Source organism: Acinetobacter calcoaceticus ANC 3811, assembly GCF_000399665.1.
In the GTDB taxonomy this organism is placed as follows: Bacteria; Pseudomonadota; Gammaproteobacteria; order Pseudomonadales; family Moraxellaceae; genus Acinetobacter; species Acinetobacter calcoaceticus_B.
This window is the reverse complement of sequence record NZ_KB976986.1, coordinates 3,462,684-3,478,038: the sequence shown is the minus strand read 5'-3', so window position 1 is coordinate 3,478,038 and position 15,355 is coordinate 3,462,684. Positions and strand designations below refer to the sequence as shown.

The window sequence follows — 15,355 nt, the reverse complement described above, 5'->3', positions numbered from 1 at the left end:
TTAGAACTCCAAGCCGTTTTCACGAGCAGCATCAGCCAAGGCTTTGATACGACCATGATATTTAAAACCAGAACGGTCAAATGCAACTTTAGTTACACCAGCTGCTTTCGCGCGCTCTGCGATTAAAGCACCTACTTTAGTAGCAGCATCTACATTACCTGTAGTACCGCTACGTAAAGATGCATCCAAAGTTGAAGCTTGTGCTAAAACTTTGCCACCATCTGCTGAAATAACTTGAGCATAGATGTGACGCGGAGTGCGGTTTACACACAAACGAGTCGCACCCAATGCACGGATGTGCAAGCGTGTGCTTTTCGCACGACGCAAACGGGTTTGTTTCTTTTCGTTCATAAGAACCTCGCGCCTTATTTCTTCTTAGCTTCTTTACGAAGAATGACTTCATCCGAATAACGAACACCTTTACCTTTATATGGTTCAGGAGAACGATACGCACGGATTTCTGCCGCTACTTGACCTAACAACTGCTTGTTTGCTGATTTCAAAATGATTTCAGTTGCAGTTGGAGTTTCCGCTGTTACACTTTCAGGTAAAGCGTAGTCAATTGGGTGTGAAAAACCAAGGTTAAGGTTTACAACAGTACCCTTAACCGCAGCTTTATAACCAACACCAACTAGCTGTAACTTACGTTCAAAGCCTTCGCTAACCCCTTTTACAAGGTTATTCAATACAGCGCGAGCAGTACCAGCTTGCATCCAAGCATCTTTCGATTCTTTAACTGGAGCAAGTTGAAGTTTACCTTCTTCCTGTTTTAGCTCGACCAGCGCATGCAGGTTGAAAGACAACGTACCTTTGCTGCCTTTCACTTCGACCTGCCGGCCGTTCTGAGTAACTGTTACACCATTCGGTACAGTTACTGGGGCTTTAGCCACACGAGACATGAGGAATCACCTATTAAGAAACAAAAGCAATAACTTCACCACCAACGCCTGCAGCACGTGCAGCGCGATCAGTCATGATGCCTTTGCTTGTAGAAACAATTGCAATACCTAAACCTTGCTTAACGCTTGGAAGTTTATCTTTACCGCGGTATTGGCGAAGACCTGGACGGCTTACGCGCTTAACCACTTCGATAACTGGTTTGCCTTCGAAATATTTTAAAGTAATTGTCAAAGTAGATTTTGTCTCTTCTTGAGCAACTTCTACATTTGAAATATAACCTTCTTGTTGAAGAACGTTTGCAATTGCAACTTTCAACTTAGAAGAAGGCATAGAAACAGTTTGTTTCTTAGCCATTTGTGCGTTACGAACACGTGTTAGCATGTCGGCAACGGTATCTTGCATACTCATTTAGTCGCTCCTTACCAGCTTGCCTTAACAACGCCTGGTACATCACCCTGCATTACTGTTTCACGTAGTTTGTTACGGCTTAAACCGAACTTACGGAAGTAACCATGAGGACGACCAGTTAAACCACAACGGTTACGAAGACGCACCGGAGATGCATTACGTGGCAATGCCTGTAACTTTAACGTCGCTTCGAAACGCTCTTCTTCACTTGCGTTTACGTTTGCAATAGTAGCTTTTAATTCAGCACGTTTTGCAGCGTATTTCGCAACTGTTTTTTCGCGTTTCAATTCGCGATTAATCATACCTTTCTTAGCCATATCGACCTCTTATTTGAACGGGAAGCCGAATGCACGCATAAGCGCACGGCCTTCGTCATCGGTGCGAGCAGTCGTAGTAATAGTAATATCCATACCACGAATACGATCAATCTTATCGAAATCGATTTCAGGGAAAACGATTTGCTCTTTCAAACCCATTGAGTAGTTACCACGACCATCAAATGATTTCGAAGAGAAACCACGGAAGTCACGGATACGAGGGATTGCGATTGAGATCAAACGATCCAAGAACTCGTACATTTGGTCGCCACGTAAAGTAACTTTACAACCAATCGGCCATCCATCACGGATTTTAAAACCTGCGATAGATTTACGAGCAAGTGTAATTACTGGTTTTTGACCAGCAATTAACTGCATGTCGACTACAGCACCATCTAATAATTTCTTATCAGTTGCAGCTGCGCCTACACCCATGTTTAGGGTGATTTTTGTGATGCGTGGAATTTCCATCACGTTCTTAACGCTAAGTTCTTCTTTTAACTTTGCTTTAAGTTCATCATTGTAACGTGCTTTAAGTCTGGCCATCGCCTATTCAACCTATTACTTCGCTACCGCCACTGATTCACCATTTGATTTATAAACGCGAGTTTTCACGCCATCAATCACTTGGTAACCAACACGGTCAGCCTTCTGGGTTGTAGCATTTAAAATTGCCACGTTTGAAATATGAAGCGAAGCTTCTTGAGTAACAATACCGCCTTCGGCGCCAGTTACACGATTCGGCTTTTGATGCTTCTTCACTAAGTTAAGGCCTTCAACCTTAACGCGGTCTTCAGAAACAGACAATACAGTACCCTGTTTGCCTTTTTCTTTACCTGCGATCACGATAACCTGATCGCCTTTTTTAATCTTAGCCATGATTGCCTCTTATAGAACTTCAGGAGCCAATGAAATGATTTTCATGAACTGTTCAGTACGAAGTTCACGAGTCACTGGTCCGAAGATACGAGTAGCAATCGGAGCTTTGTTGTTGTTCAGGATAACTGCAGCATTATCATCAAAACGGATCACAGAACCATCTGGACGACGAATGCCGAATTTAGTACGAACTACAACCGCATTCATCACGTCACCTTTTTTAACACGTGCGCGTGGGATTGCTTCTTTTACAGTAACTTTAATAATGTCGCCAACAGAAGCATAACGACGATGTGAACCACCAAGTACTTTAATACATTGTACGCGGCGAGCACCACTGTTGTCTGCTACGTCGAGCATAGTTTCGGTTTGAATCATTGCCCTACTCCAAAACCGAGCATCACCGGTCACAATTTCGAAAGGCTCAAAGAGTACTCGAAATTGACCGATGATGCAACAAGAACGTCGAATTACTCAGCAGCTGCTTCAACTACTTCCACTAAAGTCCAAGCTTTAGTTTTAGAAATTGGGCGGCTTTCTTTGATTGTCACAACATCACCAATTTTAGCGACGTTATTCTCATCATGAGCGTGTAACTTAGTTGAACGGCGAATTGACTTGCCATACAACGGGTGTTGAACGCGGCGTTCAATAAGAACAACAATAGATTTATCCATTTTGTCACTTACGACTTTGCCGGTTAACGTGCGGACTGTTTTTTCACTCATTGTCCGTTCCCCTGTTTTTCGGTAAGGAGTGTCTTAATACGAGCAATTGTCTTACGAGCAACTTGCACTTCGTGCGATTTACCCAACTGACCAGTTGCTTTCGCCATACGAAGACGGAATTGGTTAAGCTGTTGCTCATCAAGCAAAGCTTTCAACTCTTCTACCGACTTTTCACGTAAATCTTTAGTTTTCATTACATTACCGTCCGAGTCACGATAGTGGTTTTAAACGGAAGTTTAGCAGCAGCTAAAGCAAATGCTTCACGCGCTAATTCTTCGTTCACACCTTCAATTTCGTACAGGATCTTGCCTGGTTGGATCTGGCAAACCCAGTATTCCACGCTACCCTTACCTTTACCCATACGCACTTCAAGAGGCTTTTGAGTAATCGGCTTATCCGGGAATACGCGAATAAAGATTTTACCACCACGCTTAATACGGCGGCTAATAGTACGACGTGCAGCTTCAATCTGACGCGCAGTCATACGACCACGTTCAGTTGCTTTAATTGCAATCGAACCAAATGATACTGTACTACCACGATGCGCTAGACCAGTATTACGGCCTTTGTGCACCTTACGGAATTTGGTACGTTTAGGTTGCAACATGGATTATTCTCCCTTGTCAGCAGCACGGTCACCGCGACGACCACGACGCTCTTGACCTTCACCACGACCACGACCACGTTTAGCTGGACGATCTTCAGCAGGAGCAGGGTTCATGACTTGTTTCATGCCACCTAAAATCTCACCACGGAAAATCCAAACTTTAACACCAATCGTACCGTAAGTTGTTTCTGCACGCACAGTAGCATAGTCAATGTCTGCACGTAATGTATGTAAAGGTACACGACCTTCACGATACCATTCTGTACGAGCAATCTCTGCACCACCTAAACGGCCAGACACTTCAACTTTGATACCTTTAGCACCAGCACGCATAGTGTTTTGAACCGCACGCTTCATAGCACGACGGAACATTACACGCTTTTCTAATTGAGAAGCGATTGCTTCAGCAACTAAACGCGCATCTAAGTCTGGGCGATCAATTTCATTGATACTTACTTGCGCAGGAACACCCATAATGCTGGTAAGTTCGCGCTGTAATTTCTCAATATCTTCGCCTTTTTTACCGATTACGATACCAGGACGAGCTGTGCTAATAGTTACTTTAGCAGCGCCTGATGGACGTTCGATAAGAATGTTGCTGATCATCGCATTCTTAAGTTTTTTATTTAAAAACTCACGAACTTGAAGATCTTTAAGCAAGTATTCAGCGTATTGTTTCGGACTCGCATACCAGTTAGCGTTATGACGTTTCACAACACCTAGGCGGATACCGATTGGATGAACCTTCTGACCCATATCAAACCCCTACCTTAACGGTGATGTGACAAGTACGCTTCGTAATACGATCTGCACGGCCTTTAGCACGTGGCATAATACGTTTAAGGCTAACACCTTCATCAACGTAAATCGTAGAAACTTTAAGATCATCAACATCTAAACTGTTATTGTGTTCAGCGTTTGCAATCGCAGATTCCAATGCTTTTTTTACTAAAACAGCAGCTTTTTTATTGCTGAAGTTTAAGATATTTAAAGCATGCGCAACAGATTTGCCGCGAATAAGATCTGCAACCAAACGTGCCTTTTGTGCCGAGATAGCGGCACCGCGTAATTTAGCAGTTACTTCCATCATGACACCTATTAACGTTTAGACTTCTTGTCAACACCGTGACCACGATAGGTACGAGTTGGCGCGAATTCACCGAGTTTATGACCAACCATATGCTCAGTAACAATTACTGGAACGTGATTACGACCATTATGAACAGAAATTGTTAAACCAACAAAATCCGGAAGGATCATCGAACGACGAGACCAAGTTTTAATCGGCTTGCGAGAGTTACTAGCAACAGCCGCTTCAACCTTAGCGAACAAGTGCGCATCGACGAATGGGCCTTTTTTCAGAGAACGAGGCATTAGTCAGATTCCTTTACTTGACGCGACGGTCGCGAATAATCATCTTAGTCGTACGCTTATTGGTACGTGTCTTGTACCCTTTAGCTTTTTGACCCCATGGGCTTACAGGTTGAATACCTTTATTACGCCCTTCACCACCACCGTGCGGGTGATCAACTGGGTTCATCGCCATACCACGTACGGTAGGACGAACACCACGCCAGCGCGCAGCACCAGCTTTACCCAATGAACGAAGGTTGTTTTCTTGGTTAGAAACTTCACCAATTACAGCGCGGCATTCAACATGAATTTTACGCATTTCGCCTGAACGAAGACGAACAATCGCGTAAGAACCATCACGACCCAATAACTGAACAGAAGCACCAGCAGAACGCGCTAATTGCGCACCCTTACCAATTTTAAGTTCAACGTTATGAAGTGTAGAACCGATCGGCATGTTACGAAGTGGCAAGCAGTTACCTGGACGAATTGGAGCATCGTTACCAGATTGTACTTTATCGCCAGCACGCAAGCCTTTAGGTGCAATGATATAACGACGTTCACCATCAGCATATTTCAATAAAGCAATATGTGCTGTACGGTTAGGATCGTATTCAATGCGCTCTACAACAGCTGGGATGCTGTCTTTATTACGCTTAAAGTCAACGATACGATAGTGTTGCTTATGACCACCACCAACGTGACGAGTTGTAATGTGACCGTTATTATTACGACCACCAGTACGTTTTTTTGCTTCAACCAACGGTGAGTAAGGCGCGCCTTTGTGAAGGTGATCATGAACCACTTTCTCTACAAAGCGACGCCCTGGAGACGTTGGCTTACATTTTTGAATCGGCATAATTTTCGTCCTTATTCCGCTGCGCTTTCAGCGGTATCGCCCAAGTCAGCCATTTCAACATCTTGGCCGGCTTTCAGGGTGACGTATGCTTTTTTAACATCAGAACGACGTCCTAATGTTTTACCAAAGCGCTTAGTTTTACCTTTAGTAATAGTAGTGTTAACTTTAACAACTTCTACACCAAAAAGTTTTTCAACTGCTTTTTTAACTTCAAGTTTAGTAGCATTAATATCTACTTTAAACACTTGAACGCCAACAGTATCACCTAAAACTTGTGCCTTTTCTGAGAAGACTGGTCCTTTAAGGACTTGATAGATACGTTCGTTGTTCATCCGAGTTCTACCTCAATTTTCTTAGCAGCAGCTACAGACATAACAACTTTATCAAACGCGATCAAGCTTACAGGATCGATTGCAGTTGCATCCACCACATCTACATGCGGAAGGTTGCGTGCTGCAAGATATAAGTTCTCATCTACAGCTTCAGTAACGATCAATGCACGAGCGGCATTTAAATCGCCAAGCTTAGCAAGCAATTCTTTAGTTTTTGGAGCTGCAATAGCAAACTCTTCAACTAATACAAGACGATCTTGGCGAACAAGTTCAGCTAAGATACATTGCATTGCACCGCGGTACATTTTGCGGTTTACTTTTTGAGACCAATCTTGTGGACGAGCAGCAAAAGTTTTACCGCCACCAACCCAGATAGGGCTACGAGTAGAACCCGCACGAGCACGACCAGTACCTTTTTGACGGAATGGTTTTTTACCACCACCAGAAACGTCTGCACGTGACTTCTGAGCACGAGTACCTTGACGACCACCTGCTAAGTAAGCAGTAACAACTTGGTGTACAAGAGCTTCGTTAAATTCACGTCCGAAAGCAACTTCAGACAATTCAACAGCAGAGCCGGAAACAGTTTTTAAATTCACGGTATTTCCCCTCAGGCCTTGATGGTAGGACGTACAATCACGTCACCGCCAGTTGAACCAGGAATTGCACCTTTAACAACTAAAACAGAACGTTCAGCGTCAATAGATACGATTTCAAGACCTTGTACTGTTACGCGTTCATCACCTAAGTGACCGGCCATTTTTTTGCCTTTGAACACGCGACCAGGAGTTTGGTTTTGACCTGTAGAACCTAATACACGGTGAGAAAGTGAGTTACCGTGAGTAGCGTCTTGGGTACGGAAGTTCCAACGCTTAACACCACCTTGGAAACCTTTACCTTTTGATTGACCAGTTACGTCAACAACTTGACCAACTGTGAACAAATCAACACCAACAGTACCGCCAACTTCACGACCTTCAAGCTCAGCTTCAGTAACACGGAACTCTTTAACCAAACGACCAGCAGCAACACCAGCTTTCGCAAAGTGACCTTTCTGAGCGTTAGTTACGCGAGATTCGCGACGTTCACCAGTAGTTACTTGAACAGCTTGATAACCATCAGTTTCAAGTGTTTTGATTTGCGTAATGCGGTTTGGATCGACTTCGATGACTGTAACAGGTACAGAAACACCTGCATCTGTAAAGATGCGAGTCATACCACATTTGCGACCGACTAAACCAATAGCCATGTGCATAAACCTCTAAAAAAGCGGCCTAATTAACTTAAAAGTTAATTAACCGAAAGCCTTAACCCAAAGCGATCTGAACATCAACACCAGCCGCAAGATCTAATTTCATCAATGCATCAACAGTTTTATCTGTAGGTTGAACGATGTCGATCAAACGTTTGTAGGTGCGGATTTCGTACTGGTCACGCGCATCTTTGTTAACGTGCGGTGAAGTAAGAACGTTGAAGCGTTCGATGCGAGTAGGCATCGGGATTGGACCACAAACTTGTGCTCCAGTACGCTTAGCGGTTTCTACGATCTCTTGAGAAGATTGATCAATCAGACGATGATCAAAAGACTTCAAACGGATACGAATTCTCTGGTTAGACATACCAGTAAACTCCAAGCCAAATATATAAAGAATCACCCTTGACGCATCTCACCTATCGGTAAGTGTCAAAGGCAGTGAAAATCACTAAGGTCATGATCGATGCCACGACTGTAATGCACATTTACCACTTTCTTCGCAGCAAATGCCCCTCCTATTGAGGGTCGCCCATTATAACGATTGTTTAAGTCTTATGCAATTATCTTTTTCTATTTTCTGCACAAAACCCGCTGTAATCGAGCATTGAGGCGTCATCTAAGCACTTATTACAAATTCAATCGCTTTATTTAGGAGTTGATTACCTTGCTCAAATTTTTGTGCTTCGGAATAGTGTAATTCACGCGTAGATTGAACATATTCTCCCTCAAAAATAGACAACTCTTCTTCATCTTCAAGTAAAAGCGCTAAAGTTGCTGGCGTCATCTCTGGATGGAACTGAAAACCCAGCACATTTTTTCCAATCTGATACATCTGATTGCGGCAAGCCGGACTTTGAGCCAAGTGTATAGCGCCTTTAGGTATTTCAAAGGTCTCGCTATGCCACTGCATAACCTTTATCTTCTCTGGTAATGGGAAGCTTTCTTGAGGTAAATTTGCCACTCGCTGAACAGTTGACCATCCAAGCTCCTGATAGCGATTACGACTCACCGCTGCACCCAACGCATTAGCAATTAACTGCCCTCCCAAGCAAAGTCCAATAGCTGGTTTTCCTGCTGCTAAATAACGGCGCAACCACCTCTTTTCTATTTTGAGCCATGGAAAATTCGCCTCATCATTTACACTCATGGTTCCACCCATGACCAATAACAAATCAACCTCTTCAATTTGGGGCAAAGCTTCTATTTCTAGGGACCGATCAACCGGAAGTGCAAAAAACTCTGTAGAGCTAATTGTCGCGTGGTGAGCTTTTAAAAATGAGTAACAACTCCCAAAACCCTCACCCGCAATATGTTGAAAATAGTGAACACGTAAATGCGACTTCATGCGCTTAAACCTATTGTTGTTAGAATGTTGTAGTGGTCTTTGCAAAAATAAAGCCAAGTTTTTATTTTATGAGTCTACTGTAACGAAACGTCTTATAAAACTTCGTAAATCTAGCGAAGAATCTAAATTTCTCTTAATCTAACTTTATTATCTAAAATGCAACGCACTATGAAAAAGCATAACGACTTCCAGACTCGCCTCATTCATGCCCCAAGAAAGGCTCCGCAATTTATTGAAACAGTCCAACCACCCTTATTTCGTGCATCCACTATTATTTTTAAATCGACTTCGCACCTTTTTGACCGCCATTGGACGGATGATTACGACTATAGTTATGGAACACATGGCACCCCTACCACCTTCACCTTAGGCGACAATATTGCGCAGATTGAAGGTGGATTGCATTGTTTGCTTGCACCGAGTGGCTTATCAGCAATTAATGTTGTGAACTCAGCCTTTTTAAGCACTCATGATGAAGTATGGGTACCAGACAATATCTATGGACCCAACCTAGAGCATTTAAATCATCTGCAAAATCAATATGGCGTTATTGTCAAAGTGTACAACCCTATTGATGCCTCAAGCTTTCAACCAACTGAAAGAAGTAAACTGTTATGGTTAGAGGCCGCGGGTTCAGTTACTTTGGAATTCCCTGATCTTAAAAATCTTGTCAAAAAAGCTAAAAAACATGGTGTATTGACAGCCCTAGATAATACTTGGGGCGCTGGGCTTGCGTTTAATGCTTTTCATTTTTCTGATGAACATCTATCAGTCGATTTAACCGTTCATGCGCTCACCAAATATCCGAGTGGCGGCGGTGACATCTTAATGGGTAGCATTGTAACTCGTGATGACAAACTTCATCACCGCCTATTCCGTACGCATGCCACTTTAGGTATTGCAGTTTCTGGAGATGATGCAGCTCAAATTCAACGCAGTCTTGCTCATATGTCTTTACGCTACGAACAACAGTCAGCCAATGCCCAAACTTTACTTCAGTGGCTAAAAGACCAACCTCAATTTGCACAAGTGCTACACCCAAGTGACAGCACTGGCCCTGGCCATCAATATTGGCAAGAAATCTGCACAGATGGTCAAAGTGCTGGTCTAGTCAGTGTTATTTTCAAACCTGAATATGACATTACAGCAGTACGTCGTTTCTGCGATGCATTAGCATTATTTAAGCTCGGTTTTAGCTGGGGAGGACCAGTTAGCTTAATCATGCTTTATGATTTAAAAATGATGAGAAAACTTGAGAATACACATTTACAACAAGGATTATTGGTTCGCTTCTGTATAGGACTAGAAGATCCGCAAGATTTAATACAAGATATCGAAAATGCACTAAAACATCTGTAAAACGACAACATTATAGTGACTCGAACCAAAGGATAAAAATATATGGGTACACCGATTGTTATTGCTAAAAATATTAATGACACGTCAAAAGAAATTGTTTTACTTTCCCAGTTTGCCAACCGCCACGGACTTATTGCAGGCGCCACGGGTACAGGTAAAACAGTTACGTTAAAAGTTCTAGCAGAGAGTTTCTCTCGAATTGGTGTACCGGTATTTCTTGCCGATGCTAAAGGTGATGTTTCAAGTCTCGCAAAAGCGGGAGAAGCTTCAGATAAATTTAATGAACGACTAAAGCTTTTGCAGATTGATAGCGTTCCTTTCGCAGCCAATCCCATCATTTTTTGGGATCTATTCGGCCAACAAGGCCACCCTATTCGTACCACCATTTCTGAGATTGGGCCAATTTTGCTGGCTCGCATGCTCAACTTAAACGATACACAAGAAGGCGTTTTGGCAGCAGTTTTCCGTATTGCCGATGATCAAGGTTTGCTGTTAGTCGACTTTAAAGACTTAAAAGCCATGATCACATTTGTTAGTGAACATGCAGCTGAGTTTAAAGCGGAATATGGCAATTTATCTCCAGCGAGCTTAGGCGCTATTCAACGCAATTTACTAGCCCTTGCCGACCAAGGTGGAGAGCAATTTTTTGGTGAACCTGCTTTAAATATTTTAGATTTTATTCAAACCGATGCAAATGGGCATGGCTACATTAATATTCTTGCGGCTGACAAGCTCATGAACACACCTAAGCTATATGCCACTTTCCTTTTATGGATGCTTTCAGAACTATTTGAACAGCTACCAGAAGTCGGTGATATGGATAAACCTAAACTTGTGTTTTTCTTTGATGAAGCACACTTGCTTTTTGACAATGCCAGCCAAGCACTCCAAGACAAAATTGAACAAGTTGTACGTTTAATTCGTTCTAAAGGTATTGGCATCTATTTTATTACTCAGAACCCACTCGATTTACCAGAAAGTGTTCTTGGTCAGCTTGGTAACCGCGTTCAACATGCCCTACGCGCATTTACGCCTAAAGACCAAAAAGCAGTAAAAACTGCAGCTGATACTTTCCGTGCTAATCCAGGATTTAAAGTTGATGAAGCAATTACCGAACTTGGTGTCGGTGAAGCACTCATTAGCTGTCTTGATGAACAAGGAACACCACAAATTGTAGAACGTGGCTGGGTAATGCCGCCTTACTCTTCATTTACACCCATTACTCCAGAAGAGCGTCAAGCTTTAATCTCACAAAGTATTATTGCTGGCATTTATGAACAGGCTGTAGACCGTGATAGCGCCTATGAGATGCTACAAAGTAAAGTCGCTGAACGAGAACAGCAACAACAAAATACTGAACTTGCCAAGCAGCAGCAAAAAGAGCAAGAAACTTTAGCAAAACAACAAGCAAAGGAACAAGAACGATTGGCACGCGAGCAACTAAAAGAAGAAGAACGAGCAGCACGTGAACGAGCCAAGCTAACACAAGATATTGTTGGTACTTTTGCAAAAAGTGCTGCACGAAGTTTAGGAGGAAGTACAGGCCAAAAATTAGTGAGAGGTCTGCTTGGTTCACTATTTGGCAAGTAACTTTCTTAGAGATATATCAATTTTAAATTAGGGAATTATATATTCCCTAATTTTTTTATGGTTTTTTAATACAAAAGCTATTGCGATTATTTTTTTAAAGATGTATTTTAAATACATCTTATATAGCCAGATAAATAAGGTCTAGCCATGACTCCACAACAAATTGAACTCGTTAAATCTACTGTACCTGTTTTACGTGAACACGGCGTTACGCTGACTACATACTTTTATAAGCGTATGCTGAATAACAATCCTGAATTAAAAAATGTTTTTAACTTAGATGACCAAACCAGCTTACGTCAGCCTCGCGCACTTGCAGCAGCGGTACTCGCATATGCTGAAAATATTGAAAATCCTACAGTTCTAGCCAAAGCTGTTGAACGCATCACCACTAAACATGTGAGCTTGGATATTCAGCCAGATCAATATGCAATTGTTGGTGACAACCTACTTCATTCAATTAGTGAAGTACTCAATGTGCCATTTGAATCAGAGCTTATTGAAGCGTGGAAACAAGCTTACCTACAATTGGCAGATATCTTGATTGGCGTTGAAAAACAAAAATATGAACAACTTGAAAGCTTAAAAGGTGGATGGGCTGGCTGGCGTCCATTTGAAATTACACAAATTGACCCTCTTGAATCTGGCAAACGCTTCACTTTAAAAGCAACTGATCATGAGGACGTACTAACTGGTCCTGCAAATGCTTTTATTTCAGTTAAAGTACAAGTTCCAGAGCAACAGCTTGAACAGCCGAAAGCTTTTAAATTTACAGAAGCTCAAGAAAACAACTCATATCATTTTGAAGTTCAGCCTGAAGAAAACCATACTGAATTCTCAGTTTCGAATATCTTGCTTGAACATTATAGAGTTGGCGATCAAGTACAGGTTTCAGCTCCTTTAACGCTCTAATATAAAAACCTCTTGCCTGAAAGTTTTCTTATTTAGACTTTCAGGCTAAGATGATCATCCTTTTGTTCTCTTCCATTTTTGGTGATCATGCAGCTTAATAAATTTACCGATTATGCATTACGACTATTAATGTATGTTGCACGCCCAAGTGATGCACCCTACACGATTGCAGAAATCGCGAAAGATTTGCATGTTTCACAAAACCATCTGGTTAAAGTTGTTCACTTTATGGGCAAACAAGAATGGATTATTACCATTCGCGGTAAAGGTGGCGGAATTCGCTTAAATCCAGATGCACTTAATTCAAATTTAGGCTCAATTGTTCGAATATTGCAGGGTGACAATCAAATTGTTGAATGCAATACACCGCCTTGTGTGCTGCGTGCTCATTGTGGTCTAAAAGGTATTCTTGACCAAGCTCTAGAAAGCTTTTATCAAAGCCTAGATCAATACACACTCGGAGAGGTTTTGCAGCAGTCAAAGTCTACCCCGTCTGACTCTCCTATCGCTTTTTTGCAAATTTAATAAATATCCCTTATGGGGTAAATTTATTGAAAATTAGCAAGAATAACCAAGCTCCTTTATACTAGGCGCGAGCCCTCTCATTTAAAAAGTTATTTTTTATGCGTCGTAGTGAAAAATCGAAAGACACCAAAGCCAGACTCGCACCCAAGCAAAAGATCAGCTATGAAAAAGCACCAGATCCGGCGATCACAGCCTATGCTGTGCAATCATTAAACTGGTTGCGCCAAGCTGAGTTTCTAATGAGTGCACCTAAATTGGCACTTTGTGTTGAAGATACTGGCTACGAGATTGCTTTTGCAGGACGCTCAAATGCTGGTAAGTCTAGTGCGATTAATGCATTAACCAATCAGAAACAACTAGCACGCGCCTCTAAAAAACCTGGCCGTACTCAGATGATTAACTTCTTCAGTCTAGGCAATCCCGATCAGCGTTTAGTCGATCTTCCAGGTTACGGTTATGCAGCTGTACCTGAAGATATGAAAAAGGTGTGGCAAAAAGAATTAGAAAACTATCTAATCCACCGCCAAAGCTTACAAGGCTTAGTTTTACTTATGGATATTCGCCACCCTCTACAGCATTTCGACCTGATGATGCTAGAGTGGGCTTATTCACGTCATCTATTTGTTCATATTCTATTAACAAAAGCAGATAAACTTAATCGCGGGCCTGCAAATAAAGTATTGCTTGAAGTTAAGCAACAGCTTAAAAAAATGAAGCTTGATTTTTCTATTCAGCTTTTCTCTTCACTTCACAAAATAGGCTTAGAAGAGCTAGCAAGTGTTATGGCAGGGCGTCTACATTTCACACTAGATCAACAGCCAGAATTTGATGTCGATTCAATCCCTGAAGCGACAGATGAGGATGCTGAAAGCTAAATTATCCTCACAGATACAATTTCTTCATTAAATTTATACTCAATTGTCCCCTATTGCTAAACACAAATGTAGGGGCTTTTTTTATACTCGTTATAACTTCATCGAGTTAAAAATCAGGACTAAATGATGAAATTGTTATCTTTTTTGAAGAACAAGGCTTTAGGTTCTTCTATTGATTATAAAATTCTTCCACGTAAAGTTAAATTTGACTGGAAAGATACCCCTGTCGACTGGATTCCTAATCAGCCTTTCGCAAGTTATTTTATTAATGAAATTAATAACATCTTGCCTGCTGGTGAGTTCTGGTTTTGCCGTTTGTATAACAAGGTTTTACCGCAAATCACAGATGAAAAACTCAAGCAGGATGTACAAGCATTTATCCGTCAGGAAGCTATGCATGCCAATGCACACACTTCTGCAAATAAAGAATATTTAAACGTACGTAATATTGATATCCAGAGAAATCTGGACATTATGAACTATTTATTTACGACAGCTTTGGCAGATAAACCTTTTGATAAAGAAGTTCCAAATTTCTTACAAGGCCAATGGGATTTATTCCGTTTAGGTGTTGTTGCCACTGTTGAACATATGACCTGTGTGTTAGGTAAATATGCTCTATATAACAAGCGCTGGGAAGAATTAGGCGCTGACCCTGAAATGGTCGATCTGGTTAAATGGCATGGTTCAGAAGAAATTGAACACCGTACCGTAGCCTTTGATTTATATCGTCATCTTGGTGGTGGCTATATTCCGCGCTACTATTTAAGCCTTGCAGTGATTGTGCTGGTACTTGGTTTATGGGTAGATGGCGCTGCACACATCATGAAACAAGATCCACGCTTTTCAGAAGCGGCTAAATCTAGATTTTTCCCAGTGTGGGTTGCCTTAGAATGGTACAAAATTAGCCGAAAAGATAATCAGGTTCTACCAAATCCAATTTGGCTTATTTCACAGCAAATTGATTACCTCATGCCTTGGTATGATCCAGTCAAAGAAGGTAGCACTGAAGATGCGGTTAGCTATTTATCGCAATCTCCAGCAGCAAAAAGAGCAGAGCTTCAAGCTGCTTAAAAATAAAAAAAGCAGGATTTTAAATCCTGCTTTTTTT

24 protein-coding genes and 2 pseudogenes are annotated in these 15,355 nt (G+C 41.8%); 7 read left to right on the top strand and 19 right to left on the bottom strand.

Annotated features, from left to right (window positions below):
* From rplR to F935_RS17535, 19 genes and pseudogenes are all read right to left on the bottom strand, one after another.
* Entirely contained in the window at nucleotides 1–351 is a 351-nt protein-coding gene (rplR, locus tag F935_RS17625; RefSeq protein ID WP_003653654.1) for a 50S ribosomal protein L18, read from the bottom strand.
* A gap of 14 nt (nucleotides 352–365) precedes the next feature.
* Entirely contained in the window at nucleotides 366–899 is a 534-nt protein-coding gene (gene rplF, locus F935_RS17620) for a 50S ribosomal protein L6 (RefSeq protein ID WP_003653655.1), read from the bottom strand.
* Between the two features lie 13 nt (nucleotides 900–912).
* Complete coding sequence (rpsH, locus tag F935_RS17615) at nucleotides 913–1,308, bottom strand: 30S ribosomal protein S8 (protein WP_005038490.1); 396 nt, start codon at nucleotides 1,306–1,308, stop codon at nucleotides 913–915.
* 11 nt (nucleotides 1,309–1,319) lie between these two features.
* Nucleotides 1,320–1,625: a 30S ribosomal protein S14 gene (rpsN, locus tag F935_RS17610; RefSeq protein WP_016140109.1), complete on the bottom strand. Its 306-nt coding sequence runs from the start codon at nucleotides 1,623–1,625 to the stop codon at nucleotides 1,320–1,322.
* A gap of 9 nt (nucleotides 1,626–1,634) precedes the next feature.
* Nucleotides 1,635–2,171 carry a 50S ribosomal protein L5 gene (rplE, locus tag F935_RS17605; protein WP_003653658.1) on the bottom strand — a complete coding sequence of 179 codons (537 nt, stop codon included), beginning with the start codon at nucleotides 2,169–2,171 and terminating at the stop codon, nucleotides 1,635–1,637.
* A gap of 15 nt (nucleotides 2,172–2,186) precedes the next feature.
* Nucleotides 2,187–2,504 (bottom strand): 50S ribosomal protein L24, encoded by a 318-nt coding sequence (gene rplX, locus F935_RS17600; protein WP_002116820.1) that lies wholly within the window; start codon nucleotides 2,502–2,504, stop codon nucleotides 2,187–2,189.
* Nucleotides 2,505–2,513: 9 nt separating this feature from the next.
* Complete coding sequence (gene rplN, locus F935_RS17595; RefSeq protein WP_001982634.1) at nucleotides 2,514–2,882, bottom strand: 50S ribosomal protein L14; 369 nt, start codon at nucleotides 2,880–2,882, stop codon at nucleotides 2,514–2,516.
* 92 nt (nucleotides 2,883–2,974) lie between these two features.
* Nucleotides 2,975–3,232: a 30S ribosomal protein S17 gene (rpsQ, locus tag F935_RS17590; protein WP_001291845.1), complete on the bottom strand. Its 258-nt coding sequence runs from the start codon at nucleotides 3,230–3,232 to the stop codon at nucleotides 2,975–2,977.
* Complete coding sequence (gene rpmC / locus F935_RS17585) at nucleotides 3,229–3,426, bottom strand: 50S ribosomal protein L29 (RefSeq protein WP_000849928.1); 198 nt, start codon at nucleotides 3,424–3,426, stop codon at nucleotides 3,229–3,231. Before rpmC ends, rpsQ begins: the two co-directional genes overlap by 4 nt.
* Nucleotides 3,426–3,839 carry a 50S ribosomal protein L16 gene (gene rplP / locus F935_RS17580; RefSeq protein ID WP_002049688.1) on the bottom strand — a complete coding sequence of 138 codons (414 nt, stop codon included), beginning with the start codon at nucleotides 3,837–3,839 and terminating at the stop codon, nucleotides 3,426–3,428. The genes rpmC and rplP overlap by 1 nt, the downstream gene beginning before the upstream one ends.
* A pseudogene (rpsC, locus tag F935_RS17575) lies at nucleotides 3,779–4,595 on the bottom strand (30S ribosomal protein S3). The gene rplP and the pseudogene rpsC overlap by 61 nt, the downstream one beginning before the upstream one ends.
* 1 nt (nucleotide 4,596) lies before the next feature.
* Entirely contained in the window at nucleotides 4,597–4,926 is a 330-nt protein-coding gene (gene rplV / locus F935_RS17570) for a 50S ribosomal protein L22 (protein ID WP_004639524.1), read from the bottom strand.
* Between the two features lie 11 nt (nucleotides 4,927–4,937).
* The gene (rpsS, locus tag F935_RS17565) at nucleotides 4,938–5,213 is read right to left on the bottom strand and encodes a 30S ribosomal protein S19 (protein WP_001138119.1); all 276 of its coding nucleotides are present in this window, start codon (nucleotides 5,211–5,213) and stop codon (nucleotides 4,938–4,940) included.
* Nucleotides 5,214–5,226: 13 nt separating this feature from the next.
* On the bottom strand, nucleotides 5,227–6,051 hold the full coding sequence (gene rplB / locus F935_RS17560; RefSeq protein ID WP_004789629.1) for a 50S ribosomal protein L2: 825 nt from the start codon (nucleotides 6,049–6,051) through the stop codon (nucleotides 5,227–5,229).
* Nucleotides 6,052–6,062: 11 nt separating this feature from the next.
* On the bottom strand, nucleotides 6,063–6,383 hold the full coding sequence (gene rplW, locus F935_RS17555) for a 50S ribosomal protein L23 (RefSeq protein WP_003653662.1): 321 nt from the start codon (nucleotides 6,381–6,383) through the stop codon (nucleotides 6,063–6,065).
* Nucleotides 6,380–6,982 carry a 50S ribosomal protein L4 gene (rplD, locus tag F935_RS17550; RefSeq protein WP_003653663.1) on the bottom strand — a complete coding sequence of 201 codons (603 nt, stop codon included), beginning with the start codon at nucleotides 6,980–6,982 and terminating at the stop codon, nucleotides 6,380–6,382. Before rplD ends, rplW begins: the two co-directional genes overlap by 4 nt.
* Nucleotides 6,983–6,993: 11 nt before the next feature.
* Nucleotides 6,994–7,632, bottom strand: coding sequence for a 50S ribosomal protein L3 (rplC, locus tag F935_RS17545; RefSeq protein WP_016140108.1), 639 nt, complete (start codon nucleotides 7,630–7,632; stop codon nucleotides 6,994–6,996).
* Nucleotides 7,633–7,690: 58 nt separating this feature from the next.
* The gene (gene rpsJ / locus F935_RS17540; RefSeq protein WP_004725677.1) at nucleotides 7,691–8,002 is read right to left on the bottom strand and encodes a 30S ribosomal protein S10; all 312 of its coding nucleotides are present in this window, start codon (nucleotides 8,000–8,002) and stop codon (nucleotides 7,691–7,693) included.
* A gap of 252 nt (nucleotides 8,003–8,254) precedes the next feature.
* Entirely contained in the window at nucleotides 8,255–8,983 is a 729-nt protein-coding gene (locus F935_RS17535; RefSeq protein ID WP_016140107.1) for a type 1 glutamine amidotransferase, read from the bottom strand.
* Nucleotides 8,984–9,151: 168 nt separating this feature from the next.
* On the opposite strand from F935_RS17535, the gene F935_RS17530 reads away from it, so the two are divergent.
* The 7 genes and pseudogenes from F935_RS17530 to F935_RS17505 all read left to right on the top strand — a co-directional run bounded on the left by F935_RS17530 (nucleotide 9,152) and on the right by F935_RS17505 (nucleotide 15,318).
* The gene (locus tag F935_RS17530; RefSeq protein ID WP_035366412.1) at nucleotides 9,152–10,342 is read left to right on the top strand and encodes a PLP-dependent transferase; all 1,191 of its coding nucleotides are present in this window, start codon (nucleotides 9,152–9,154) and stop codon (nucleotides 10,340–10,342) included.
* A gap of 42 nt (nucleotides 10,343–10,384) precedes the next feature.
* Nucleotides 10,385–11,932 carry a helicase HerA-like domain-containing protein gene (locus F935_RS17525; RefSeq protein WP_016140105.1) on the top strand — a complete coding sequence of 516 codons (1,548 nt, stop codon included), beginning with the start codon at nucleotides 10,385–10,387 and terminating at the stop codon, nucleotides 11,930–11,932.
* A 15-nt stretch (nucleotides 11,933–11,947) separates the two neighbouring features.
* Nucleotides 11,948–12,077, top strand: a pseudogene (locus F935_RS18775) (hypothetical protein).
* Between the two features lie 2 nt (nucleotides 12,078–12,079).
* Nucleotides 12,080–12,844, top strand: coding sequence for a globin domain-containing protein (locus F935_RS17520; RefSeq protein WP_016140104.1), 765 nt, complete (start codon nucleotides 12,080–12,082; stop codon nucleotides 12,842–12,844).
* A gap of 87 nt (nucleotides 12,845–12,931) precedes the next feature.
* Complete coding sequence (locus tag F935_RS17515) at nucleotides 12,932–13,369, top strand: RrF2 family transcriptional regulator (RefSeq protein ID WP_016140103.1); 438 nt, start codon at nucleotides 12,932–12,934, stop codon at nucleotides 13,367–13,369.
* A 98-nt stretch (nucleotides 13,370–13,467) separates the two neighbouring features.
* On the top strand, nucleotides 13,468–14,244 hold the full coding sequence (gene yihA, locus F935_RS17510) for a ribosome biogenesis GTP-binding protein YihA/YsxC (protein ID WP_016140102.1): 777 nt from the start codon (nucleotides 13,468–13,470) through the stop codon (nucleotides 14,242–14,244).
* 123 nt (nucleotides 14,245–14,367) lie between these two features.
* Entirely contained in the window at nucleotides 14,368–15,318 is a 951-nt protein-coding gene (locus F935_RS17505) for a metal-dependent hydrolase (protein ID WP_080645649.1), read from the top strand.
* Nucleotides 15,319–15,355: the final 37 nt, after the last annotated feature.